The sequence below is a fragment of the Vibrio sp. SCSIO 43137 genome (assembly GCF_028201475.1).
Lineage (GTDB): Bacteria > Pseudomonadota > Gammaproteobacteria > Enterobacterales > Vibrionaceae > Vibrio.
In genome coordinates, this window is sequence record NZ_CP116384.1 from 1210043 (window position 1) to 1235447 (window position 25405).

20 protein-coding genes are annotated in these 25405 nt (G+C 46.6%); 7 read left to right on the plus strand and 13 right to left on the minus strand.

What is annotated here, in order from left to right:
* Positions 1 to 22: 22 nt before the first annotated feature.
* From PK654_RS21350 to PK654_RS21360, 3 genes are read right to left on the minus strand one after another with little or no spacing between them, the layout of a single operon-like run.
* Positions 23 to 151, minus strand: coding sequence for a hypothetical protein (locus tag PK654_RS21350; RefSeq protein ID WP_271699442.1), 129 nt, complete (start codon positions 149 to 151; stop codon positions 23 to 25).
* 46 nt (positions 152 to 197) lie between these two features.
* On the minus strand, positions 198 to 548 hold the full coding sequence (locus PK654_RS21355) for a hypothetical protein (RefSeq protein ID WP_271699443.1): 351 nt from the start codon (positions 546 to 548) through the stop codon (positions 198 to 200).
* Positions 549 to 593: 45 nt separating this feature from the next.
* Complete coding sequence (locus tag PK654_RS21360; RefSeq protein ID WP_271700740.1) at positions 594 to 1736, minus strand: peptidoglycan DD-metalloendopeptidase family protein; 1143 nt, start codon at positions 1734 to 1736, stop codon at positions 594 to 596.
* Between the two features lie 457 nt (positions 1737 to 2193).
* Between PK654_RS21360 and PK654_RS21365 the strand changes: the two genes are divergently transcribed.
* Positions 2194 to 3567 (plus strand): IS4 family transposase, encoded by a 1374-nt coding sequence (locus PK654_RS21365; RefSeq protein ID WP_271695076.1) that lies wholly within the window; start codon positions 2194 to 2196, stop codon positions 3565 to 3567.
* 54 nt (positions 3568 to 3621) lie between these two features.
* On the opposite strand, the gene PK654_RS21370 is transcribed toward PK654_RS21365, so the two are convergent.
* The gene (locus PK654_RS21370) at positions 3622 to 5673 is read right to left on the minus strand and encodes a methyl-accepting chemotaxis protein (protein ID WP_271699444.1); all 2052 of its coding nucleotides are present in this window, start codon (positions 5671 to 5673) and stop codon (positions 3622 to 3624) included.
* A 732-nt stretch (positions 5674 to 6405) separates the two neighbouring features.
* On the opposite strand from PK654_RS21370, the gene PK654_RS21375 reads away from it, so the two are divergent.
* The 6 genes from PK654_RS21375 (at position 6406) to PK654_RS21400 (ending at position 11914) form a co-directional block, all read left to right on the plus strand.
* Positions 6406 to 7776, plus strand: coding sequence for a YjiH family protein (locus PK654_RS21375; protein ID WP_271699446.1), 1371 nt, complete (start codon positions 6406 to 6408; stop codon positions 7774 to 7776).
* A 502-nt stretch (positions 7777 to 8278) separates the two neighbouring features.
* Positions 8279 to 8683 carry a DUF6088 family protein gene (locus PK654_RS21380; RefSeq protein WP_271699448.1) on the plus strand — a complete coding sequence of 135 codons (405 nt, stop codon included), beginning with the start codon at positions 8279 to 8281 and terminating at the stop codon, positions 8681 to 8683.
* 2 nt (positions 8684 to 8685) lie between these two features.
* On the plus strand, positions 8686 to 9621 hold the full coding sequence (locus PK654_RS21385) for a nucleotidyl transferase AbiEii/AbiGii toxin family protein (protein WP_271700741.1): 936 nt from the start codon (positions 8686 to 8688) through the stop codon (positions 9619 to 9621).
* A gap of 573 nt (positions 9622 to 10194) precedes the next feature.
* Entirely contained in the window at positions 10195 to 10698 is a 504-nt protein-coding gene (locus PK654_RS21390) for a hypothetical protein (RefSeq protein ID WP_271699449.1), read from the plus strand.
* A 74-nt stretch (positions 10699 to 10772) separates the two neighbouring features.
* Positions 10773 to 11579, plus strand: coding sequence for a GIY-YIG nuclease family protein (locus PK654_RS21395; protein WP_271699450.1), 807 nt, complete (start codon positions 10773 to 10775; stop codon positions 11577 to 11579).
* 26 nt (positions 11580 to 11605) lie between these two features.
* Positions 11606 to 11914, plus strand: coding sequence for a hypothetical protein (locus PK654_RS21400; protein ID WP_271699451.1), 309 nt, complete (start codon positions 11606 to 11608; stop codon positions 11912 to 11914).
* A 183-nt stretch (positions 11915 to 12097) separates the two neighbouring features.
* Here PK654_RS21400 and PK654_RS21405 read toward each other — a convergent pair whose 3' ends face one another.
* The 9 genes from PK654_RS21405 to ssnA all read right to left on the minus strand — a co-directional run bounded on the left by PK654_RS21405 (position 12098) and on the right by ssnA (position 25395).
* Positions 12098 to 13483, minus strand: coding sequence for an NCS2 family permease (locus tag PK654_RS21405; protein ID WP_271699452.1), 1386 nt, complete (start codon positions 13481 to 13483; stop codon positions 12098 to 12100).
* 37 nt (positions 13484 to 13520) lie between these two features.
* Positions 13521 to 14837 (minus strand): guanine deaminase, encoded by a 1317-nt coding sequence (gene guaD / locus PK654_RS21410; RefSeq protein ID WP_271699453.1) that lies wholly within the window; start codon positions 14835 to 14837, stop codon positions 13521 to 13523.
* A 51-nt stretch (positions 14838 to 14888) separates the two neighbouring features.
* Positions 14889 to 16283, minus strand: a complete 1395-nt coding sequence (locus PK654_RS21415; RefSeq protein WP_271699454.1) for a nucleobase:cation symporter-2 family protein — start codon at positions 16281 to 16283, stop codon at positions 14889 to 14891.
* Positions 16284 to 16386: 103 nt separating this feature from the next.
* Positions 16387 to 19257 (minus strand): molybdopterin-dependent oxidoreductase Mo/Fe-S-binding subunit, encoded by a 2871-nt coding sequence (locus PK654_RS21420; protein ID WP_271699456.1) that lies wholly within the window; start codon positions 19255 to 19257, stop codon positions 16387 to 16389.
* A gap of 7 nt (positions 19258 to 19264) precedes the next feature.
* Positions 19265 to 20056: a molybdopterin-dependent oxidoreductase FAD-binding subunit gene (gene ygfM, locus PK654_RS21425; RefSeq protein WP_271699457.1), complete on the minus strand. Its 792-nt coding sequence runs from the start codon at positions 20054 to 20056 to the stop codon at positions 19265 to 19267.
* Between the two features lie 459 nt (positions 20057 to 20515).
* Positions 20516 to 21430 carry an FAD binding domain-containing protein gene (locus PK654_RS21430; protein WP_271699459.1) on the minus strand — a complete coding sequence of 305 codons (915 nt, stop codon included), beginning with the start codon at positions 21428 to 21430 and terminating at the stop codon, positions 20516 to 20518.
* A complete protein-coding gene (locus PK654_RS21435) occupies positions 21424 to 21894 on the minus strand; it encodes a (2Fe-2S)-binding protein (RefSeq protein WP_271699461.1) in 471 nt (156 codons plus the stop codon). Before PK654_RS21435 ends, PK654_RS21430 begins: the two co-directional genes overlap by 7 nt.
* Positions 21891 to 24056: a xanthine dehydrogenase family protein molybdopterin-binding subunit gene (locus PK654_RS21440; RefSeq protein ID WP_271699462.1), complete on the minus strand. Its 2166-nt coding sequence runs from the start codon at positions 24054 to 24056 to the stop codon at positions 21891 to 21893. The genes PK654_RS21435 and PK654_RS21440 overlap by 4 nt, the downstream gene beginning before the upstream one ends.
* A gap of 10 nt (positions 24057 to 24066) precedes the next feature.
* A complete protein-coding gene (gene ssnA, locus PK654_RS21445) occupies positions 24067 to 25395 on the minus strand; it encodes a putative aminohydrolase SsnA (protein ID WP_271699463.1) in 1329 nt (442 codons plus the stop codon).
* Positions 25396 to 25405 lie beyond the last annotated feature (10 nt).

A 25405-nucleotide genomic window follows, 5' to 3' on the forward strand; every position in this document is an offset into this window, starting at 1 on the left:
ATTCACGGTTTCCCTTTTCTCATTATGCGGAAATCACTTCTTCTGCCGGTAAGGCTTGCTGATTAACCGGTTCAGCCGATGCTCTCGGACCATAACCGTTGCAACATCCCGCCAGAAACAGCGCGGCGGACAGAAGCAGGATAAGCTTCATAAATAACTCCTTTAATGAGTTCTTAACTCACTAACTATAGGAGAGACTATGTGCGTTTTGGTTGCTTATATGTCTTTCCGGCGATCTTATAAACGTCTTTTTGTTTTACATCAAACATGGCGTAGAAGAACCAGGAGACAAACTTAATAATGTCATCACCTTCGTTCATAACATGTTCGACAAACTCTTCGTCTTCGCCCTGCTCGTTTTGCTGAACAGTGACATGGTAGATACGCTTTTCACCGTCGATTTCTGCCAGAGAAAACTGACCAGCCAGTGATGCCGCCGCTTCTGCAACCTCTTCATCTTCAGACGTTTTTAACAGTTCCAGCGCTTTCGGCAGTGTCTCTTCTTTGCATAAGGCAACAACCAGTGCCTCGAACTCTTCTTGTAACATACGGATACTCCAGATTAGAACGCGGCATTGTACACTAATCGCCGATCAGTTTGCCAACGACAGCAGAGTTTCCTGTTTGCCTAACAGTTCGTTATACATAGCAATCTTGGTTTTAAAGGCGTCTAGCTCTTTCTTCGGTACCGAACTTGCCATAGGGATATTCGCCGTCATAGCGTTTACCGGACGACCTTTAATAATAAACTCATAATGCAGATGAGGTCCGGTAGAACGGCCGGTATTACCTGACAGGGCGATTCTCTGCCCACGAGAGACCTTCTGCCCCTTCTTCACCAGAATCTTACTCAGATGCAAAAAGCGGGTTTTATAGGTATTGCCGTGCTGAATAACAATGTACTTACCGGCGTATGGGTGGTTCTTGGTCAGTATCACTTTACCATCCCCGGTGGCATAAACCGGAGTGCCGATTCCCACCGCAAAGTCGGTGCCGTTATGAGGAGAAACCCGCCCTGTCACCGGATGCTTGCGACGCGGGTTAAAGGACGAAGATATACGGTATCTTTTACTGGTCGGGTAGCGCTGGAAGGCCCGCTGAAGGCTGTTACCGTTTTTATCATAATACTGACCATCGGTATGTAAGTAAGCAGTTACTACCTTTCCACGATTGTGAATACGGATTGCTTCAATCTCTTTTTTACCGGTAAGCTCATCACCGACAAACTGACGGTTCTGGATAATTTCAAACCGGTCACCAGCCCTAAGATCACGGGCAAAGTTAATTTTATCTTTTAGCAGCGTGTTGATATGCTCGATTTCGTTGTTGCCAACACCGGCTTTATTAGCAGAAATTGAGAAGTTGCCCTGAATCTCACCGATAACCGGTTGCATGCGCCACTCACCGGGGATGGAAATATCTTTAAACTCATAGCTGCCGTCTTCAAGGCGTGAATATGAAACACTATCGGCAATATTGAACTGTAAAACCATTCTGGACAGTTCACCTTCTTGCGCCCCCTGCCAGAACATCAAGGTATTGCCCGGCTTAAGGGTATCCAGCATCAGATAGTTAAGATCGGTCTCCATGATTTTCATCAGATCATTGTAGTTAAATCCTAATCTGGAAAAGATGGCGCTAAGGTTATCGCCCTTCTGGATTTGATAGTTAAAGTCCGGAACAGAATCAAACCGGCTCTGCTCTGCCTGCTCTTCTGCCGACTGATAGCTCGGCATCTCTTTAAAGACCAGAGGAATGGGTTTTCGCTCAGAAAAGTCCGTTGTCGAACCGGAGAAATAGACAATCGCCGCAATAGGAAGCAGAGTTGCGAGAAGCGCGGCTTTTTTTGAAAAAGGAGAAGTTCGCTTTGTAAACACAAGAAAATCCAATAAAGCTATTTTTAACACAAAGCCGGAGCGTTCGTTGATTCCGGCGTTCCGGCCGTTGCTCAGTCTACCCTATTTTCTGTCGCTTTCGCACAGCACAGGTCAATAAATGAGCAAATGATATATTATAACAATTTGTACTGTTTATAGTGTAAAGGTTTTACAAACTTTTACCCCGCGCATAAAAAAACCAGCCTTTCAGCCTGTCTTTTATACAGAAGTCCCTCGCATAATGTGAGGGATTTTTTTTGAACTTAATTCTTGGTTCACGATCAGATCTTTAACGGACTTAGTTGAGGGTTTTGAGATGATTAAAAGCAATAGTGATTGGGCTGAAGAGCAATTTGGTCATGCTAAACTTGGAGACCCAAGAAGAACGGCTAGACTTGTAAAAATGGCATCAGACTTAGCTCAGCATCCAGGTAAATCGGTAGTGAAATCATCTCATTCTCCAGCAAGTATGGAGGGCGCTTACCGATTTATTCGGAACGACAATGTCTCATCAGACGATATTGCCGAAGCAGGCTTTAAAGCAACTGCAGATCAAGTTCATCGTTACCCTCTCCTTCTCGCGTTAGAAGATACAACTACCTTAAGCTACAAACATCGCTCTATTAGAGCGGACTTAGGACATGTAAACCAAGGTAATCGTTATAGGGGGTTGTTTGCCCATAGTATTTTGCTGTTTGCTCCTGAAACTCTCGACGTTATTGGGTTAGTTGAACAACAACGATGGACGAGAGATATCAAGACTCGAGGTATCCGTCGTAAGGGGTTGAAACGACCTTATGAAGAAAAAGAAGGTTATAAATGGGAAAGAGCATCACGCAATATGGCAGCCCGTTTAGGTACCTCGATGGTTAACGTAATATCAGTTTGCGATCGCGAGGCCGATATCTACGATTACCTCATTTATAAAATGGCGAATCAGCAACGTTTTGTTGTGCGGTCGATGATGAGCCGTCATATAGAAGAAGGCTCAGACAAGCTTTATCACTTTGCATCAGAACTTCAAAGTGTGAAGCAACGTCAAATCCAAATAGCTCAAAGGGGTGGCCGGAAAGCTCGTGAAGTCACTCTGGATGTAAAATATGCAGCAGTGACTTTAAAAACACCCTCAAACAAAAAAGGAGCTCCTATTTCTCTCAACTATGTTGGCTGCTCCGAAATCGGTGATGGAGAAAAGAGGCTCAATTGGCATATTTTAACTAATGAGCCAGTTAATAGTGCAGAAGATGCATTAAAAATTATTGGTTACTACGAAAAACGCTGGTTGATTGAGGAGTATCACAAGGTCTGGAAAACTGAAGGGACAGGAGTTGAAGAGCTTCGGTTACAAAGTAAAGATAACTTAGATAGGTTAGCAACAATTTATGCGTTTTTAGCAGTAAGAATTTTCCAATTGAAATTTGCCAATGAGCAAATCGAAGACGTTAGTTGTGAGAAAATCTTGTCCTCAAGAGCATGGAAGTTGCTTTGGCTGAAAAGAGTAAAGACACCACTTCCAAAGGAGGTTCCAACAGCAAAATGGGCTTATGAACACCTCGCAAGACTTGGCGGTTGGAAAGACAGCAAAAGAAATGGAAGAGCGTCAGTTAAGACGCTCTGGGAAGGATGGCTCAAACTACAAGCCATCCTTGAAGGCTACGAACTCGCTCTGTCTCTTGAGCAGGACTTGTGATCAAGAGACAGGCCTTTCAGCCGGTTTTGCATACTAAGTGCTCTAAAACACAGATTAATGGAAGAAATCCACCTGCTGCTTAAGCTCTGTTGACTGAGTCTGCAAACTCTTAGCACTTTCAGCTGATTGCGCCGTTACATTTCTGGTATCGCTATTTAGCTTGCTTATATCAGAGACACTTTCTGCGATCTCCTGCGAGACCATTGCCTGCTGTTCGGATGTTGCTGCAATGGTTTCCGACTGACCGGAAATATCACTCACCTGCTCCGCGATAGACTGCAGTGCCTCTCCTGCCTGTGCAGTCCGCTCCATCACCTGATTGGCATTGCTCTGGCTGTCGTTCATCAGGGCAACAGCACCAGAAGTTGATTGCTGAAGTTTATTGATGATAGAAACCACTTCCTGTACCGAGGTCTGGGTTCTGTGGGCCAGCGTTCTTACCTCATCTGCAACCACAGCGAAACCACGCCCCTGCTCTCCGGCACGGGCAGCTTCAATGGCTGCGTTCAGTGCCAGAAGGTTTGTCTGCTCGGCAATCTCATCGATCATACGGGTAACGTCCTGAATACCGTCACTGTCTTTAGCCACACTGTCAATAGCAATAGCAGACTGTTCCAGCAAACCGTTCAGGGCTGCCATATCGGTGCGAACCTGTTCCACAATATCCAGCCCTGATTGGCTGTTGCTATCGGCTTCACGAACACTGGAAGCGATAGACTCTACCTGTTCGGCTACAGATTGAGCTGAGGTCGCCATCTCTTCAACGGCCGTTACCACCTGCTCTACCCGCTGCTGCTGTTCATCCGACTGTTGCAGGCTGTTTTGTGCATCCTGATAAACGCTCTGTGCATCCTGATAAACGCTCTGCGCCTGCTGATAAACATCATCACTGGTGGCACGGATGTCACCAACCAGACCGTTCAGCTGACCTGCCATATCGCTCATACCGTTAGTCAGGCGAACCACTTCGTTGCTGGAAGAATCTGTCCCTTTAGCTATGGTCAGGCTCACTTCACCTTTACCGAAGCGATCCATAAATCCGGACAGCTTCTCCAGAGGCTTCACAAGGCGTGACAAGAACACACTGACGATGATAAAAGTAAGTACACCAACGACCAGAGAAATCAATGCAATGGTTTTCAGTAACTCCAGACTCTCTTTCGTCACTTCTGAAACCAGCGTGCCGCCAAGAATTTTCCATTGCCAGCCCGGAACATTTGCATAGGTCAGATAGCGCTGGGCGCCGTTGTCTTGTTTCATCGAATAGAGAATGACACCGTTGTCATTATCAAACACCGGCTTTAATACGGCATTGCCTGAGGCATCTCTCTCATCCTGAATAGGAGCATCTTCAAAAGACTTATCCGGATGGAGAATATAAGCACCTCTCTCTTTACCCTTGTTCAGTACAATGCTGGTAAAGCCGGTATCACCCCATTTCATTGCACTTAACTTAGAAAAGATCTGCTCCGTTGCTTTCTCGACCGGCAGGCCGATAAACGAGATACCGATAAGAGAGCCATCAAAGGTCACAATCGGCTGATAGTAAGTCAGATAGGGCATACCAAACAGAGTCACCTCTGCATAATATGGCTGACCACTTTTTAACTGTTGATAGCCGGGGTGACTAGCTCCCAGCATGGTTCCGACCGCCCGCTTACCTGACTGATCCTTCAGCGAAGTGGAGACACGAATAAAGTCATTGTCTATCGGAACAAAAAGGGTAGCGATTGCGCCAGTATCCCTGGTAAACGCATCTACTAGTTTGGTATCACCCACCAGCGACTCACCAAACTGAGTGATATCCCTTACCTGCTTTCCGGCAAAATCGACGGTTCTCTCTTCCAGATAAACTCCGGCAAGATAGCCATTGCGGAAAGCCGATTCCAGACTTTTAGCACCATCAAGAATAGTGACAAATTCACCTTCCAGCAAAGTGGCAAGTGCCTCTATGCGATGTTGCTGCTCCTTTAATGTTTTATCAAGCAATGCTTTAGATGCGTTCTGGTAAGCCATAACCCCGATAGCACTAAAAGCAACGATAAGACACAATGCAATAACCAACTTCAGTTGAAATCCAACACTTTTATTTTTATAGTCCAGCATTTGCACACTCTTCTTATTTCATAAAAAATGAGACCTGGATCTTATTATAATTGATAAAAATGCCATAAAGAACAGACCATATTTCCTGCAATCGATTACATAATATATTAACAGTTTTTAAATCCAGACAATCTCACAGAAATAGCATTTATAACTGGTACAATCTCGTTTTAGTGGAGAGTTTAACCAGCAAGGCAGCACATTCAGAATATGTTATATCTCTGAATTTTGTCACATTTTGTAGATATGCTTGTTATTCCCTTACCTGGTGAATTATGCATAGAGCTGTGTGCAGAAAATCGTTGTTATTCAGCAGAAACTGGCTAGTTATGCAGCTATTAACATCCGATTATAAGATGAACTCACTAAGTTTACGGGAAACCACCGGGAGTGATTATTCATTTTTATGCTTTGATTTATGCACATAAAGCCGCACAGGCGTCAGATAAACCCTTACATAAAAGAGGGCTTTTTGCTGTATTATCAATAACTTTATGAATAGTTTCTCAGGTAATCTTCACTGAACTTATTAGAATACATATGGTCATATATTGTTCATCAGAATGAAATGACCGATTATTACCCATGCATAATATTCGCATTTTAGTGAATAGTATTGCATTAAGATGAGATTACAGTTAATCTTCGCCCTCGGATTTTTTAAGGACAACATAGAAAAAGCTTCTGCCAACGGAATTGGCCAATATAACAAGCTGTTAACAGAGATATCAGATGCAAAATCATTCAGAGACCACAGAGACACCGCAGAGTAAAAGCACCTTCTGGGTGTTCCTGATTCCGTCATTAGTTGGCTTATTCCTTTTTATGACTCCTATCCCCTTCGATGGTGGGATGACCATACCGGTTGCCGTACTGGCGAAATCACTGATTTCTGTCATTGAAGATTATCTGGTAACCATTGTTACTCTGATTATCAGCTTTATGGCAGTGGCTTCATTACTCTATAAAGCCGTTCAGCCCCCTTTTATTGCTAACAACACTTTTCTGCACCGCCTGTTCAGCCCGTCACCGCTCTGGCTGCTTGTCCGTGTTATCGGTGGTATCGCTGTTGCCCTGAGCTATTTTCAGGTTGGCCCTGAAGCGATATGGAATGAAAACACCGGCGGTCTTGTTCTGGAAGGCCTGCTTCCGACCCTGTTTGCGGTGTTTATCTTTGCCGGCTTGCTACTTCCCCTGCTACTGAACTTCGGCCTGTTAGAGCTTTTTGGTACTCTGTTAAGTAAAGTGATGCGTCCGGTATTTAACCTTCCGGGACGTTCGGCCATTGACTGTATTACTTCATGGCTGGGTGACGGTAGTGTCGGTATCCTGCTGACCACTAAGCAGTACGAAAACAAGTTCTACACTCAGCGTGAAGCGGCTGTAGTAGGTACTACTTTCTCAGCGGTTTCTATTACCTTTAGCCTTGTGGTTCTGGCACAGGTTAAGCTTGAGCAGTACTTTGTTCCGTTTTACGGTGCTATCTGTCTGGCGGGTATTGTTGCCGCCATTATTATCCCGAGACTTCCTCCGCTAAGCAGAAAAAAAGACCTGTATGTAGACGGCACTGAGCCAAACAAAGATCAGGATCTAATCCCGGCTGGACACTCTATTTTTTCATGGGGTATGAAGCTGGCGCTTAAAAAAGCCTCTTCTGTAACCAACGTTAAGCGTATTGTGATGGATGGCGTAGAGAACGCCGTGGATATGGTATTTGGTGTTCTTCCTGTCGTAATGGGCTTAGGTACTCTTGCTCTTGTGGTTGCGGAATATACGCCAGTATTTGCCATCCTTGGTCAGCCGTTTGTACCATTCCTTGAACTGCTGCAAATTCCAGAAGCCGTAGCCGCTTCAGAAACCATGGTGGTCGGTTTTGCCGATATGTTCCTGCCTGCGATTATTATCTCGTCGGTAGACAGTGAAGTTACCCGCTTTGTTGTTGCTGCTATGTCTGTCACCCAGCTTATCTACATGTCCGAAGTAGGTGCTCTGCTGCTGGGTAGCCGCATTCCGGTTAACATCGTTGAGCTGTTTATTATCTTTATCCTGCGTACTCTGATTACCCTTCCGGTTATCGCTGGTATTGCGCATATGATATTCTGATTCTTATTCCCTGATTGAACACAGCCACCTTTATAGGGTGGCTGTTTTTTTATATAGAAGCCCCTAACCTCTCGCTTACATGTTTTACGGGGGAGTGAATACCAGAGCTTAAATTTACCGTCGATATTAGTCTGATTTGTTATTCCCCCCTACCTAATCTCACTCCCATATTCTTGAAGTGACTTTCAATAATCCGTAATCCAACCATTGCCCGTCACGTTGAATTAAGAGATACATTTGAACCCGCCTTTAAACAACTACATAGGGGAAATAACTACTCACACACACCAATAAAACGGCTAGATATGAAATCAGGTCGCTTATATAATTGAAAACAGCTAATAAACTATGAGTTACACAATAAATCATTTATATTCATTATGTTAAAACAGATCCATCTCAACTTAATGTCGGATGTTTGATTACGCACATGCCGTATTTATTTCAAATTCCGAAGAGCTTCAAGTATACTAGGTTCAAGTATTGTCTGGGAGGGTGAATCATGACTGCAACTGATCGAATTTATCAAAAGATAAAGCGCTCTCGCCGCTATGTGTTCGAACGTAAAGATTTCGACAACTATGCTAGCTATGACCAGATTGGACGCGTCTTAAAACAACTTGTAGATAAAGGCGTACTGATGAAAATCGGATATGGCTTATACACCAAGTCAACAATCAACAGCCTAACCAATAAACCCATGCCTACGAACCCGGGTGGTACTGACGCAATCATGCGAGAGGTTCTAAAAATGCGTGGTGTAGACTTTGAGCTGGATGCTATGTCATTGAAGAGCCTCAATGGACAGTCCACTCAAATACCGGCATCCATCAGGTATAAGTGGAACTCCAAATATTTCAACCGCAGCCTTAAGGTCGGTAACCGAGTATTGAACGAGCGACAATGAGTATACCTAAACTAAAAAAGCAATTTCTTGAAGTATCAGATGCAATCGAATTAGGTAACCCGTCAATCACGGAAAAGGACTATTGGGTGGTATCCCTGCTTGCCATGTTAGAAAGTGTGGAAAGTGAACACCACCAACTTGTTTTTTCAGGTGGAACAGCTCTGGCCAAGTCCAACATCAAGATTCTGCGCATGTCCGAAGACGTCGACATAAAATTAATTCCAAATCAGGAATTTCTCAATAAAGGTACAGGTGCAAAGAGAAAAGCTCGCAAGGCGTTAGTTGAGAACCTCATAGCAAGGTTGGTTGACCACGCTTATCTGAAATATAGTAAAAGAACGGTACGCGATAGCTATCGCTATGTCGAAATCGAAATAGAGTACCCGCAACAATACCATCAAGCACCATGTCTAAGGCCTTATATTAAACTGGAACTTATCGAGACCATTGAGTTTCAGGGCGTTGAACCTCGCTCTATATCATCGCTGGTTGCGCAGAGCTACAATCAACCTGCTGAAGTAAACGCAATGTCATGCATTTCCATTGATTTGACGTTGGTTGAAAAAGTACTTTCTATGTTGCGCCGCACCATGTCAGTTAAGCGTAATCCACAGCGTAAGGATGACGAAACACTGGTTCGTCACATCTACGATGTTCACTGTATTAATGCCCAGCATACGATTGATATAGGCGCATTAAAGCCGATATTTGATACCGTTTTGGAAGAGGACAAGGCGCGATATGGTAATCAACATCAAGACTTTGTCGCCGACCCGCGCAATGAATTGAAATTAGGATTAGAAGAGCTAGAAACCAACGAGAAGTTCCGTGAACGTTTTGAAGCATTTGTAGCTCCAATGGTGTACAGCACAGAACCACATGACTTTGATACCTGTTTTACCTCATTCAAAAATATTTCAGAGCAACTTATCAACTAACCCATCCGATGCAACCACTTCTGCAACTCTTGGACTGATTCCCTCAAGATATTTCTTCGCAATTTAGAATTTTAGCTCTCTGCTAAATTTAGACGTAAAAGACCCATAATAATTGGTTGTCCGGCTATTGGGGTCACTTTATCGACGTGGGAGTGTATACTTCATGCTGTCGTTGCCATGCTCCTGCGTGGCAATGCATACCAGAGCTTAGTTGTATTGGACATTAGCCGAGATTATCACTTCTGACTTAGGCTTTGCTTTCGCCCCTGCCCGGGCGAGTAATCTCTGCCTGCGGCTGCAAAAGTAACCAGAAAGGCGTTGGTTTTCTCTTTGCTGTGGGCTTATTCACCCCCCCGTTTTGTAACTCGCCTTTCTGGCGAAAGGCTCAGACACGACAAAACTATCCATGTATGGTTTTCTTTATGAATATTTCTCGTTTCTACGTGATGGGAGAATGCCAAATTCGACATTTATGCTTTATTTTTTATAGACTTATGGTAGATTGATTGAAAGTTCCGCAGGCAAAAAAACGAGCAGGCCGGTTATTAAGAATGTTACATGTAAAGAGGAAGAATGGAGCTAACATCAACACAAATAGGTGCTATCGCTGAAAATTTGGCTGCGAATGAGCTGATGATTGAATCCGATGGTAGGTTATCTCCATTTCAGCCAATCGCTGACGATGATGGAATCGACGTATTGGTTTATGACAAAGTTACCGGCGGTGCTTTGCCTATTCAAATCAAGGCAAGAACAAACACTATCAAAAAGGCTGGGAAAGAAGAGCGAGGCAATACCGTACACTTTGAAGTAAGGAAAGCGACTCACCGAGAAGACCGCTATGCATTATTGCTTTGTATCTTATTAAGCCAAGACCTTCGCTCGACTGAACGAGCATGGTTGTTACCATTGTCAGAGCTTTCATCAATCACAAACACCAAAGCCAAGAAATATGTTATTCGCGCCAATAAACAACTATCTACGAGTGATCGTTACAAAAAATATCAATGCACTAGTATTGCTGAGGTTGGCCAAAGGCTTATTGCAGAGTTCGAGCGCAATACACGTAACAAGTAGCTGCACCGGACTCGCTAACGCTCGCTCGGTGAGCTAGGCGTTATGCAACCCCAGACTGAAGGAGTGTAGTAAAAATGGATCTTGTTACAATAATGCATGATTTGGTAAGTGATGATAAATATCGCTTTCATCTTGCCAAGCCTTCTACAAAGGGAACTCGCCCTTTAGATGCACTCACAAAATCCAAAGAAGATTGGCTTAGCTGGCAAAGATACAGAGGGAATGCGAAAGAGAGATTTCCTGTCAACTATATCGTCAGTTTTGCTCAAATTTCCGGAAATCGGTTTTTATTCGGTGGTGTATTTAAAATAACCAGCCGAGCATCAAAGGAGTACTCTGTTCAATATACACGTGATTATGCTGAGTTGATTGGTCGACTTATTCTTGAGTTCACTGGGAATAATTCTATGGCTACGGTTTTCAAACCAAGCTACATATATGAAAACTCGCAAGTCTCTGGAATCTACGAGCATCGTTTTCAGGGGGAGCCTTTTAGATCCTATGAAGAGATTAATCACAGCTTCAACGCAATTGAAATCATTATTAAGAATTCACTCCCAGACTGGAAAGTTGCATTAAGCAGCATCTATGGAATTTATCTTATATCAGATAAAAAAACCGGGAAACACTACGTAGGTTCAGCCTATGGAAGCTCAGGGATATGGGGGAGGTGGAGTAACTATGTAAATAACTTTCATGGTTCAAATGATGATCTTGTAGAACTCTTCAATAATAAGAGTGAAGCCTATTTCCGTGAGAACTTTAAGTTTTGTCTACTTGAGGTGCTCTCGTCATCTTCAACCAAAGAAGAGGTTATTAATAAGGAATCGCTCTGGAAAAAAAAGCTCTTTACTAAAGAGCATGGGCACAATCGAAATTAATGTATAAGTGATCGTCAGGTGCAACCATGGAATCATCAGAAAAAAAGTGGCGCGGCGGCGCTAGAATTGACTCAATGAACGCAACTTGGCCTTTTGCGAAACTCAAAGTTACCAAAACAGAACTGGATTTACGCGTTACATTTTTGGGTAAGTATGTTTTCAAACCCGAAGATGTTGAAAGTGTTGAGGCGTATGGGCTAATTCCTTTTGTAGGGAAAGGGGTTCGAATTCACCATAAAGTTGCAAGTTATCCTGAAAAGATTGTTTTTTGGTATCTATGCTTTAGCCCCAAAGAAATTGTAAATTCAATTCGGTCTTTTGGCTTCGGTATCTAATAGGACGTTTACTTTTCCATACTCAAGCTAATCCGTTACATTCTGGTCTAGTTATATAACTGACTCATTCCTGTCCAAAAAAGAGTTGCGCCCCCTTTCTCGCAGACCTTCCATAACCCCAAAACAAAAAAGCGTACACACCATCACTAGTGTGTACGCCTGAACATCTTAGTTAATAAAGGTTTACAGAGCCCAGCCGCCTACATAGAAGGCCACCAGCACAACTGTGATTAGTACGGTTCCAAGGTTCAGCTTCTTCGCTTCGCCGGAAACGACACGGCCAATTACCAATGCACCGAAGCCAAGCATAATACCGGTAACAATATTACTGGTCAGAACGATAAATACTGCACAGATCAGGCCTGACAGGGCATCGACTGAGTCTTCCATTTTCAGCTTGCTGACATTGCTCATCATTAACAGACCAACGTACATCAGTGCAGGAGCTGTTGCGTATACAGGGATCAGATAGCTCACCGGAGATAAGAACAGCATAGCAAGGAACAGAACACCAACCACTGTGGCGGTTAAACCTGTTTTACCACCTGCTGCCGTACCCGCTGCCGATTCGATATACACCGCCGCAGGCGCACTACCAAAGAAGCCCGCCATAATACTACTGACGGAGTCAGAGGTTAGTGCCTTACCACCGTTGATGATATTGCCGTCTTTGTCCAGCAGGTTCGCCTGTCCGGCAACCGCACGGATAGTACCTGTTGCATCAAATATCGCAGTCATTACCAGTGCAAACACTGTCGGCAGAACCACAGGAGTCAGGGCACCAGCGATATCCAGACTGCCCATCAGGCCGCCGCCATCTTCACCACCGAAAGACGGCATGGCAAATAGCCCCTGATAAGTCACTTTAGGGTCAAAAATCAACCCGATAATCGAGATAGCAACGATCACCAGCAAAATACCACCGGGAACACGCTTTTTCTCCAGCCCAAGAATGGCTGCCAATCCGATAACTGACATCAGAACAGGGAATGAGGTGAACTCACCCAGAGTAACAGGCAGGCCTGCTTCAGGGTTTTTAATCACCAGACCAGCACCGTTCGCTGCAATCAGAAGCAGGAACAGACCGATACCAATACCTGTGCCGTGTGCGATACCAAAAGGAAGGTTGGTTAGTATCCACTGTCTCACACCAGTTACTGTGATAACGGTAAATACGATACCCATTAAAAAGACCGCACCTAAGGCCACAGGAATGCTGATACCCTGCCCCAGCACCAGGCTAAACGCCGTAAATGCTGTTAGTGAGATAGCACAGCCAATCGCCATTGGCAGGTTGGCCCATAGCCCCATTAACAGGGAACCAAGTGCTGCCACCAGACAGGTCGCGATAAACACCGCCCCCTGATCAAAGCCGGCCACACCGAGCATATTCGGCACAACGATGATGGAGTACACCATAGCAAGGAAGGTTGTCAGCCCCGCTATGCACTCCTGTTTTACCGAACTACCACGCTCACTGATGCGAAAAAATCCATCTAACCCATTACTACTTTCTTGCTTTGTCTCCAGATGATCCGGATCCAAGGATTGCTCATTTCGTACAGACATATACTTATTCCTTTACACGTGTTAAAGGGCGTATGTTCTAGCCCCGGGCATATACTAGCTGTCCGTCCACATAGGTACGGTAAATACTGCGGTCATCACCAAGAGTCATTATTACGAATAACTCATCAATAAGACGTTTAGAATTATCAAACCTGAGTTGTTGCAGTGGAGTCGAACAGGGATCTAACACAACAAAATCTGCTTCTTTTCCGATGTCGAAGTTACCAATTTTATCTTCAAGGGAGAGCGACTTAGCGCCACCCAGTGTTGCCAGATAAAATGCCTGAAAAGCCGACAGACAGTGTTGTTGTAACTGCATAACCTTGTACGCTTCATTAAGTGTCTGAAGCATATTAAACGTCGTACCGGCACCAATATCAGTGCCAAGCCCGACTTTAATATTTCTGCGCCACGCTTCCTGTAGCTTAAATAATCCGCTGCCCAGATAGAGGTTAGACGTCGGGCAGAATGAGATAGCAGAGTCGGTTTCCTTAATGCGATCCCACTCTTTGTCTTCCAGATGGATACAGTGGGCGAAAACACTCTTACAGCCGGTTAAACCGTGGTGGTGATATACATCCAGATAACCATCCTGCTCTGGGAACAGCTCTTCTACCCAGGCTTTTTCATTCAGGTTTTCAGAAAGGTGGGTATGAATATAGGTATCCGGGTACTCCTGCTTCAGACGCTTGGCAGCATCAAGCTGTTCCGGCGTTGAAGTCGGGGCAAATCTCGGGGTAATGGCATACAGCAGGCGTCCTTTTTTATGCCACTTTTCTATCAGCTCTTTACTCTCCTGATAGCTGGTTTCTGCGGTATCCAGCAGGTAATCCGGTGCATGCCTGTCCATCATCACCTTACCGGCGATCATGCGCATGTTGATCTTCTCTGCCTCTTCAAACAGGGCGTCAACGGACTGAGGGTGAACCGTACCAAACACTAAAGCGGACGTTGTACCGTTACGCAATAGCTGCTTGATAAAGAAGCTAGACATCTCTTTCGAGTAGTTTTTATCTTTGTAGCGCGACTCGGTAGGGAAGGTATAGTTGTTCAGCCATTCAAGTAGCTGTTCGCCATAGGCACCGACCATCTCTGCCTGAGGGTAGTGAATGTGGGTATCGACAAAGCCGGGGACAACAAGTTTGCCCGGATAGCTGCGAACACGCACGGAATCAGGAATCATATGTTTTCCTTCACTCCACTCGCCGAGCCACTTTATATGGCCTCCCTCGATCAGCATTAATCCATCTTCAATATAACGAACGTTCTCTTCAATTTCGTTCTGATCTTCTACTACCTTGGCTATATCTAAAAATGATGCCCGAATAACTTTAATTGAACTGCATTCCGTCATGATTGCCTCTTTAGCATATCGGTTAATTTCTAATTCTTTGAATAACGCAGACTAGCTCACGGCCTCTGTTTCCCGGCTCTGAGCAGCTCTGCGGCTCTCTTCACATTCTTTAATATGGGCTTCAAGGATTTCTCGTTTCTCGTTAGCGCTTTCCAGTTCATCTTCGATATCTACTTTCAACAGCAGATTAAGTGAAAGCGCCACTAACGAACCCGTTGTAATTCCTGAGCCTAAAATAACTTTCAATGAATCCGGCAGATGGTTAAGGACATCTGGCCGAACGGTTACCGCAAGCCCACTGGCAACCCCTACCGCGATTATCAGCATATTGCGTTTAGTAAAATTAATTCTGGAAAGGATGTTAATTCCGGCAGAAATGATCATGGCAAACATCACCAGACCAGCTCCGCCCAGTACCGGATTAGGAATGGTCACTACCAAGCCACCCAGCTTAGGAAACAGACCAGCCAATACCATCAGGGCACCGGTAAGTGCGACCACATGACGGCTTGCAACACCGGTAATGGAGACGATACCGACGTTCTGGCTGAAAGAAGAAAATGGCGTAGAACCGAACAGTGATGCAAAGGCACTACCCAGACCATCACATAAGATGCCTCTGGAAAGCTTCTTACCTGTCAACTTGGTATGAGTGGCGTCACTCAATGCCAGAAAATCCCCCGTTGACTCCATAATGGTGACCAGATAGGCAATGGACATTCCTATTACCCCACTCAGGGTAAAAGTAATGCCGAATGGCAGCAGCTCCGGCAGGGCGAACAGCTCCGCATCGTACATAGGCTGAAAGTCAACGATTCCCAGCATCACACTGACGATATAGCCGACAAACATACCGATAACGATTGCGGCAGCGGACAAAAGACCTTTACCCCACTGCGATAAAACCACCACCACTGCGAGCACCAGCAGACCAAGCAGCAAGTTACTCAGCTGTCCGTACTCTTCCTGACCAACATAAGCGCCGGCAAACCAGTCTACCGAAACGGGCAAAATGGTCAGACCGATAAGCATAACGACGGTACCGGACACCACTGGCGGAAACAGCTTACGGATCTGGGGCATAAAGCGACTGCCGACAATCATCACCAACGAACCAGCCAGAGCAGCACCAAAGATGCCTGAAACACCGGCATCCAGCCCCACGGAAATCGCAATGGCCACAAAGGTAAAGCTGGTTCCCATGACCACAGGAAGGCGGATACCCACCTCTCCGACACCTTTACACTGAACAATGGTCACAATGCCTGAAACCATAAGAGCGGCGTTAACCAGAACCACCATTTCACTGCTGGAAAGCCCGATGGCGCTGCCGACCACTAAAGGCACCGCAATAATCGCCCCCATTGCAGCCAGCATATGTTGCAGGGCAAGAAGAAGAGAGACGCCTAATGAAGGCTTATCTTCCACATTGAACAAGAGTTTCATACCAAACATCCTTTTTTGCGGACACTCTCCCCCGTCAGCGGTTGTACTGGTACAACCGCCTAATGAATGCCCTGTGTTATTGGTTTCGGTTTAAGTAACGAACTTACAGCTTATTAAGCCCTTTCAGCACCTTCTCTGGCGTGAAGTGCCATTCGCGCAGCCAGACGCCACAGGCATCATGGATTGCATTGGCAATCGCCGGAGCGGCACCGTTTACACCGATCTCTGAAATAGACTTAGCTCCGTATGGCCCGACAGGATCATCACTCGGAACCAGAATCGCTTTAAAGTCCAGAGGAATATCACCAATCTTAGGTGCACCGTAGTACTTAAGATCACGGGTCTGAGGTATGCCCTTCTCGTCGTAGATCAGCTCTTCATACATGGAGTGACCAATGGCACGCATACTGGCGCCGTAGATTTGACCCAGAGCCAGATTCGGGTTCACAGGCGTACCGCAGTCCAGCAGTGCATAGAACTTGTTCAGCTTGATCTCACCGGTACGGGTGTTAACGGCTACCTCGGCAAAGTTAGCACCATACGGGAAAGCAAACTCAGGCGTGGTAAAGCAGCCTTTGGTCAGTAGCTGACCGCGGCCTGTACCACTCTCTGCTTTCTGGGCGATAGTCGCGAAAGTGACTTCACCAGACTCACCTTTGACAATACCCGGCGCCAGCAGCTCTAGTTTGTCCTGCTCTTCACCAAGCAGTTCTGCAGCGTAGCTGAGGATCTCTTCACGCATGGCTTCCGCCGCTTTCTTGGCAGCATTACCTGAGAAGCAGGTACCTGATGAAGCGTAAGCGCCTTTATCGAACGGAGCGTGGTCGGTATCACCGGAGATAACCGTAACATCGTCCAGCGGGCAGCAAAGCACTTCTGCCGTCAGCTTGGCGACAACCGTATCCAGACCGGTACCGATATCAGCACCACCGGAGTGAACAATAAAGGTACCGTCCGATGCCATTTTCAGGCGGCAGTTAGCCTGATCGATATCAGGGATACCAGATTTTTGCTGGATAATGGCAACACCGCGGCCGGTCTTCCAGTCACCCTTAGCTTCTTTCGGAGAGTCCCACTCAATCAGTTCACGACCCTGCTTAAGGATGGGTTCCAGTGCACAGCTGTGTACTTTTGGTGGTGACGTCGGCATTTTGCCTTCACCGATGGCCGCCAGAATCTTAAGATCCTGCCCTTCAACCACACGGTTTTTCTCAACCATATCCAGATGATCTAAGCCCAGCTCTTCCGCCAGCTCTGCCATGGCCATGGTCAGTGCATAGTTACCTTTCGGTGCACCATAACCCTGATAAGCACCGGTAGGACAGATATTGGAGTAATAAGTGGTTACCCTGAAGTCCACGTTGTCACAAGGATAAAGTGGCAGTGATAACGCAGGGCCGTTACAAGGAACCGTCAATGCGTGGTTACCGTAAGGGCCAGTGTTGGCGCGGAACTCCATATCAATCGCCGTCAGCTTGCCATCTTTGGTCGCACCCAGTTTTACCGTTACTTTGGCTACGTGGCGGCTGGAGTTACAGATAAACTCTTCTTCACGGGTATGGTGGAAGTAAACCGCACGGCCTGTGGTATAGGTTGCCCATGCGCAGACATCTTCCAGCAGGATATCCTGCTTGGAACCGAAGCCGCCGCCGACACGCTCTTTGATGACATGAACCTTATTCTGCTTAACGCCAAGGATACGCGCTACCTGACGGCGAACGTGCCATGGCACCTGAGTTGAATCGTGCAGAATGACCCGGTCGCCGTCCATATAGCTGTAGCAGATATGAGTTTCTACCGGCAGTTGCTGAACCTGTTTCGACTCATAGGTACGCTCGATAATCACATCGGCTTCTTCAAAGCCCTTAGCCAGATCACCAATATGACCACGGACACTGGCAGCAATGTTCTTACGCGGGAAGCAGCCAATTGGGAAGTTAACAATCAGCTTACCCTCTTTAGGGTCAGCGTTACGGTTCTGCTCTTCCAGATCATCCGGAGCACCAACGCCATATTCAATAGGTTCGTTATGAATGATTGGCGCGCCTTCCGCCATGGCATCATCAATAGAGATCACCGGCTTAAGGACGCGGTAATCCACTTTAATCAGTTTCAGTGCTTCTGCTGCAATCTCTTCTGACTCTGCCACAACCGCTGCAACACGGTCACCCACATGGCGCAGTTTCTGACCAAACATACGGCGGTCAAGTGGAGAAGGCTCCGGTGCACTCTGTCCGCCCGGTGTATACGGAATATCAGGGCAGTTTTTATAAGTGATAACCGAGACCACACCTTCCAGCTTTTCAGCTTCACTGACATCAAGGGATTCAATCCATGCGTGAGCATGTGGGCTGCGCAACATTTTAAGTACACAGGCATCAGCGGCAATTCTGTCTTCTACATAGCAAGGCTTGGCCTGAACCATTTTCGCGGCATCAGACTTAGGGCTGTTCTTACCGACCACCACAAGATCATCACGAAATTCCGGGGCGTACTGTTTATCAAACTTGCTGTCATTCAGGCGGTTAGAAGCCAGTTCTACCACTTCGTAGAACTGCTGATAGCCGGCATCACGGCTGAACAAGCCAGACAGTGCATCATCGATTTCATGACGAGCAGGGTTTGGAATGCGCTCTAACAGCTCAGTTAAGATCAGAGCCAGAGCCGGATCGTTATAACCGGACTGCACCACACCGACATCGATCATCGCCTGCTGAACCAGGCTAAGCTCGTTCCAGCTTCCCAGAGACTCCGCCGTTTTCACTTCAGCGCCTTCCAACTGAGCAGCAATTAACAGCGAAGCGTTAATCAGAGTGCCATTAAACAGAACCACATCCGAGCCGGCAAAGCCAAAGCCGTCATCACTGTTTCTTACTGAATGCAGGCCTGATTCAAACAGTACTTTCTGTACATTTTTACCGGCAGCACAATCGATAGTCTTACTTTTTCCGTTTAGCGTAAAATTAATTTTCATAGCGACTTTATTCCCCTGCCAACTGCTGACATTCAGCCATTAAATCTGCAACAACCACACCCGCGATATAACGCTTGTAGGCCACGCTTCCGCGGATATCTTCACAAGGCTCTACCCACTCAGAAACCGCTTTTTCCAACGCTTCTCCGTCAAGCTGGCTCTGCTCAATATCAAGGGCTCTGAGCGGATTCGTCGTCAGATCATCCAGTGCAGAAAGTCCGTCCAGAACAACTCGTTTCTCACCGGTCTTACTCAGTGAAACGGCCGCAGTCAGAACAGAAAGACCTGCGGCTGAACGGGTGATATTGCGGTTAGCGCAGATAAGACCGGCATCAGGCAAGTTAATATGAGTGATAAGTTTCGGCTGTGCCGCATGGCGGTACTGTTCAACAGTCAGTTCTTGTCCGTCAGCCAGCTCAACCGTTGCGTTCATAGCAATCAGTGTCGACAGAATAAGAGACTCTTCCTGACGGGCTGCAATTTCTCCCCCCAGAGTGGCCTGATTTCTGATATGACGGGAATAGATAAAACCGGCTGCTTGTTTAAGTGCGCCCGGAACATCACTGTGATCAATCAGGCTCTGAATGGTACACATGGCACCGATTCTCAGGGAAGAGGCATTGAACTCAAGGCTGTTCAGACCCAGCCCGACAAGAGAAATTGCCACGGTTTTATCAGACTTAATCTGTGCTGCATTAATTTTGGATCCACCGGCAAACCAGACTGCCTTACCGGAATGTTCACTAGCCATCTCTAGTGCTTGACTGACACTTTCAGGTCTCAAGTACACTTCTATCATGATAATACCTTCTATTTTTTATCACTCAGTTAGCAAATTCTTACTACAAGTAAATAACCGAATTAGTTTGTCCCTTAATAAGGCAATATCTAAGCCAATATATATACGAAATTAATGTTCAGTTTATATCCGTGAACAGCTTCAAATATTCTTAAAATACGTGACATAGGTCAGGGGCAAATTATTAAAACTATCAAAATCAGTTATAAAAAAAGTGATAAACCGGCAGCTGAATTTCAGTTTATCACTATCAATACTGTACGCTTTTATCACTTTGATAATTGTGGTTGCTTAATCCTTCACGGCGTTTGTCTGGTTAGTTTTGCTACAGGTTTTGTCATTAAGCGATATCGATAAACAAGCCCTCCGCGCCAGGAATGGCACGACGGAGCCACATGGACGTGTTTATGCGAGTTTGTGCTCGATATCTGCCAAAGTGACTCCGTATATAGGGTACTTTTACCCCTTTACCCTACTGGTCATGGCCAACTGCCTTATCCAGCGCGTCATCAACTTGATAGCGATATTACGCCTGTAATCAGCTGTCGATCGTTGATCATCTATCGGGCAGATTTTCTGACCATAAGATGAGATAAGGTGCTCAGTCACATCCGGGTGAGTCAACCTGTCCAGAGGCTGACCGACAATCAGGTTTTCCAGCGTTCTGTCACGGACAACCGTCGGTGCAACAGCGCCAAACGCCAGCCGCCAGTCCTTGAGAATCCACTCGTTGGTACAGCTTTTCTCTATCTTAGCTACGCCGGAAACGGACAGCTTTGTCAATGCGTTAGCGGTTCTTGTTCCTACCTTATGATAGAAGTGCAGCGGCGTATCATATTGAGGGATCAATATGCTGGTTAGCAGCTCATTGCCCTGCAATACGGTTTTCCCCGGAGCCAGAATAAAGTCTTCAATAGGGACAACTCTTTCCCGGTTAAAAGACGAAAGCACCACTTTGGCATCCAGCAGATAGAGCGCCGGAAGGGTATCGGCAGCCGGTGACGCATTACAGATATTTCCGCCAATGGTTGCCCGGTTACGAATCGCCGGTGCCGCCATTTTAGGAATGATTTGCTGCAAAATTTTAGGGACATATGGATGCTTCTCTAATTGACTCAGAGTCACCATCGCACCTATTTGCAAATGATTTTCACTATTATTATTTTCTGACAGGTTAATATCGATAATATCAATTTCTTTTAATGAATCTATATTATCAATAGATACAACGTTGCTATATTTATTGTCCGGAACGCCATGCTCTGAATTATAGTGAACCATCACATCGGTTCCGCCGGCAATAACCGTCATCTCACCTTGCTGTAATATTTTCAGCGCCGATTCAAGATCGGAACTTCTGTGTATATTTACCATAGCCCCTCCCCTTTTCTCATCGCTATCTGAGCCGCTTCAATGATGGCGGTATAACCGGTGCAACGACACAAATTACCGGATATCGCTGAGCGGATATCATTTTCCGTCGGGTAAGCATTAGAAGAGAGCAGTGCATAGAGAGCCATCACCACTCCGGGAGTACAGAAACCACACTGAATGGCGTGAGCCTCCACCATGGCATCCATCAGACAGATACCCCGATCAGATTCGCGGATACCTTCCAGCGTCATTATCTCCGCCCCTTGTGCCTGCATTGTCGGCATCATGCAGGCATTAACCAGTACATTGTTGCAGATTACAGAACATGAACCACACTCCCCTTCAGAGCACCCTTCCTTGGCAGCCGTCTGCTCAAGTTGGTTTCTCAGGGTCTGCAGCAGAGACTGCATAGGATCAACGTCTACGGTAACGGCTCTGTTATTCAGGCTAAATTCAATCTTCATAGCTGTTCCCCGGAACAATATAAGGTTTCAAAGATACTTTCAGGTGAGACAGGCAGGCTGCTGACAGGCTGTCCGATGGCGTCTTCTACGGCACAGGCAAAGGCTGCCGCTGCGCCGTTATGGGTAAGCTCACCACCGCCTTTTGCCCCCTGAGGGCCGTACTTATAAGGGTTATCTATCAATTCACTGACAATAACAGGCACATCCAGTGAGGTCGGAATAACGTAGTCCGCCATGGTTTTTTGCGAGAACTCGCCTTTCTCATTCAGCTCCAGTTTTTCACAACTGCCATAGCCAAGTGCCTGAACAAAACCGCCGTCGATCTGACCTTTAAACACATCCGGGTCAATAGCACGGCCAATATCATAAACCGCCCATGCACCGATAATGGTAGTCTCGCAGGTGACCATATCGACATCCACTTCAACCACGTTAATGCCGTAACTGGTGGCCTGATAGGCGTTGCCGGTGAACTTTTCCTGATCCCACTTGTGGTAATCGGGCTTCTTATAAGCCTCTTCGATGGTGTCAGCGACGCCATCACACCACCTCTCTCTTAGTTTGCGGGCGGCATTTTCCAGAATAAATCCGACAATCATAATAGAGCGGGAAGCCACAGTCGGGCCTGAATCCGGCACTACATCCGTATCAGGAATCACGTAGTGCACCTGACTAAGGTTCAGCCCCAGCTCTTTCGCCACAATCTTACGGAACGTCAGGCTGATGCCCTGACCAATATCCGTATTAGACGCCAGAATATAAACCTCATCCTGCTCATCTTTCACCAGCTTTACTTTGGCTTTAACTAAGGTGTCTTCCAGATCGCCGGCAAAACCGCAGCCGTGCTGGAACAGTGACAGGCCGATACCGCGACGCTTATCGCCGTAGTCTCCGCTCTCCAGCTTATGAACCTGTTTCTGATAGAAGTTGATATCGGTTTTCTGGCTGTACTCTGACAGTTCAAGAATGCGATCTAACATACTGTCCAGCACCAGAGTGCCGAAGATAGGCGCCCCCGTCATGGTGGTGGAGTCGTCATTCAGCAGATGGCGGCGCTTAAAGCTGACCGGATCTTCACCAAGTTGTTTGGCGATGTGGGTCATATGGGTTTCGATGGCAAAGCAGTTCTGTGGGGAACCAAAGCCACGGAATGCCCCGTTTGGCGGGGTGTTAGTTGCCCATGCATTGGCACTGGCACGGACATTGGGAATGTCATAAACATTGGTACAGGTCGTGAGCATCCTTTGCAGCACGATGCCCGACAGACTCAGGAAAGCACCGCCGTTCAGTTCAATACTGACATCCATAGCAACTATGTTGCCGTCAGCGTCTACACCGGTGCGGTATTTAAATTCGGCCGGATGGCGTTTAGAAGTGACGGCGATATCTTCAACGCGGTCAAAGATAACCCTGACGGGCTGTTGCAGTTTTTCCACCGCTACTGCCATTGGTGCGGCGAGAATTTCGGGATACTCTTCTTTACCACCAAAGCCGCCGCCGGTAGTACTTTGCACCGCCCGGACATCTTCATGGCCAAGGGCTACGTTCATGCCGTGATGCACATAGAAGGGACACTGCATCGACCCTTCCGCAACAATTTTTCCGTCCTGCGGGTAAACCACCATACCCTGAGTTTCCAGATAGTTATGCTCCTGATAACTGGTGGTGCAGGTATCTTCAATAATGGTAACGGCCTTCTCAAACCCTTTATCTATATCACCTTTGCGAATGATATTGTGGTCGAGCAGGTTATCGTCACCCCTGATAGAACCGCCCAGTAACTGACGGGATTGTTCCACCGTCAGCACCGGATCGATTTCCTGATAGGTTATCTCTATCTGTTTGGCCAGCTCGTGCAGGACTTGCTTGTCCGGCCCCACCAGCAGATAGATAATCTGGCCGATAAAGTACACCTCTTTATCTGCAAATACCGGCCAGTCTTCCTCTACTATCGGCAGTACATTTCGCCCCGGAACATCGTCTGCTCCGAAGATGTAATACCCCTCCGGCAACTCGGGGAGAGATGCCGAGAGTATCTGCCCGCGAGGAGATGTGGATCGGTAAAATATCCCCTCCAATAATCCCTGGTAACTACGATCAGCAATAAACTTCGCTTTTCCTGTTGCTTCATCCCATTTAAAGCGGGGATTTACCGTATCCATATCGCGCTTCCTATTTAATTTTGTCTACTTCCTGCCATACACGTTTTGCCACACCCTGCGCTTTCTCGTAGATAGGTTGAATATCAAACGGGAATGCTCTGTCCTCATAAACAAAACGTCCTTCAACCACCACGCTGTCTACGTTGCCGGCATTAAGACCAAAGGCAACATGACCGGCAAAGTTTTCTGCCTGAAGCGGTGTCGGGCTGGTGTAGTCATAAATGGTTAAGTCAGCTTTGTAGCCCGCTTCCAGACAACCAAACTTGGCGCCGAAGTTACGCTCCAGAAGGGTGTTACCGTTCCACAGGAAGCGCAGGAAGCTATCCGGCCACATTGCACCTCCGGCATCGCGGTGCTTGAAGAAGGAGAACTTAAGCTCTTCCAGCATATCCGCACCTATGCCATCGGTACCCAGCGCGACATTTTTATAGTCCGCCAGTTTGTGGTTATAGCCAACGTTGTTATTCATATTTGACCGGGCGTTGTGCACCAGGAAGCCGTCACGGGCATTAAGGATTTCGATATCCTTATCCGACAGGAACAGGCCGTGAGCCAGCAATGTCTTCTCGTTGATCAGGCCAAAGCTGTCCAGTCTCTCGACAATATCCTGCCCGTAGTGATGATGGCTGTGGGTCACATCATAGCGGTCTTCTGCCACATGAATGTGCAGGCCACGGCCGGTCACTTTCACGGCCTCAGACAGCATAGCCAGACCTTCATCAGTCACAGTAAACGGCGCGTGAGCACCGATATGCGCCTCAACAAGGTAGGGCTTGTTGCCCTCTTTTTTGTCGCGGTCAATATCCATGGCAAAGGCGATGTTCTCTTCCACTCCCGCCTGCATCTCTTTCACACCACTGTTTCTGTCCGTGGTTTCAAAGCAGGTCATGCCGCGCAGGCCGGCTTCTAAGAAGCTGCTGCGCAGAGTGTTTAGCGAACCTTTGATATAGTTTGGTGAAGCGTGGTGGTCAATCACAGATGAACAACCGCTCTTAATCGCTTCCAGCGAGCAGATAAGGCCGCTGTAATAGAGCGCTTCCTCATCCAGTGCGCGGTCTACCCGCCACCAGAGGTTTTTCAGGATAGAGACAAAATCCGGGCTTGGCGGTATCGACGCCATAATGCCGCGCGATAGTCCGGAGTAGAAGTGGTTATGAGAACAAACCACTCCCGGGGTAACCAGCTTGCCTTTCATATCCTTTACTTGCGCATCGGGATACTTGGCCACCAGATTACTGCCTACTTCATGGATAAGATCACCCTGAATGGCGATATCCACATCATGACGAAGCATGGATGGTTCAAATTGTACTGCTGTTGCGTTCTTTAAAATCAACATTTCCGGAATC

Coding starts and splice junctions, on each gene's coding strand:
- PK654_RS21360 (WP_271700740.1), bottom strand. CDS start 1,736: ATGCCGAGCTATCAGTCGGCAGAAGAGCAGGCAGAGCAGAGCCGGTTT.
- guaD (WP_271699453.1), bottom strand. CDS start 14,837: ATGACGGAATGCAGTTCAATTAAAGTTATTCGGGCATCATTTTTAGAT.
- PK654_RS21395 (WP_271699450.1), top strand. CDS start 10,773: ATGGATCTTGTTACAATAATGCATGATTTGGTAAGTGATGATAAATAT.
- PK654_RS21365 (WP_271695076.1), top strand. CDS start 2,194: ATGATTAAAAGCAATAGTGATTGGGCTGAAGAGCAATTTGGTCATGCT.
- PK654_RS21375 (WP_271699446.1), top strand. CDS start 6,406: ATGCAAAATCATTCAGAGACCACAGAGACACCGCAGAGTAAAAGCACC.
- PK654_RS21390 (WP_271699449.1), top strand. CDS start 10,195: ATGGAGCTAACATCAACACAAATAGGTGCTATCGCTGAAAATTTGGCT.
- PK654_RS21435 (WP_271699461.1), bottom strand. CDS start 21,894: ATGAAGATTGAATTTAGCCTGAATAACAGAGCCGTTACCGTAGACGTT.
- PK654_RS21380 (WP_271699448.1), top strand. CDS start 8,279: ATGACTGCAACTGATCGAATTTATCAAAAGATAAAGCGCTCTCGCCGC.
- PK654_RS21415 (WP_271699454.1), bottom strand. CDS start 16,283: ATGAAACTCTTGTTCAATGTGGAAGATAAGCCTTCATTAGGCGTCTCT.
- PK654_RS21355 (WP_271699443.1), bottom strand. CDS start 548: ATGTTACAAGAAGAGTTCGAGGCACTGGTTGTTGCCTTATGCAAAGAA.
- PK654_RS21350 (WP_271699442.1), bottom strand. CDS start 151: ATGAAGCTTATCCTGCTTCTGTCCGCCGCGCTGTTTCTGGCGGGATGT.
- PK654_RS21370 (WP_271699444.1), bottom strand. CDS start 5,673: ATGCTGGACTATAAAAATAAAAGTGTTGGATTTCAACTGAAGTTGGTT.
- PK654_RS21440 (WP_271699462.1), bottom strand. CDS start 24,056: ATGGATACGGTAAATCCCCGCTTTAAATGGGATGAAGCAACAGGAAAA.
- PK654_RS21405 (WP_271699452.1), bottom strand. CDS start 13,483: ATGTCTGTACGAAATGAGCAATCCTTGGATCCGGATCATCTGGAGACA.
- PK654_RS21400 (WP_271699451.1), top strand. CDS start 11,606: ATGGAATCATCAGAAAAAAAGTGGCGCGGCGGCGCTAGAATTGACTCA.
- ssnA (WP_271699463.1), bottom strand. CDS start 25,395: ATGTTGATTTTAAAGAACGCAACAGCAGTACAATTTGAACCATCCATG.
- ygfM (WP_271699457.1), bottom strand. CDS start 20,056: ATGATAGAAGTGTACTTGAGACCTGAAAGTGTCAGTCAAGCACTAGAG.
- PK654_RS21430 (WP_271699459.1), bottom strand. CDS start 21,430: ATGGTAAATATACACAGAAGTTCCGATCTTGAATCGGCGCTGAAAATA.
- PK654_RS21420 (WP_271699456.1), bottom strand. CDS start 19,257: ATGAAAATTAATTTTACGCTAAACGGAAAAAGTAAGACTATCGATTGT.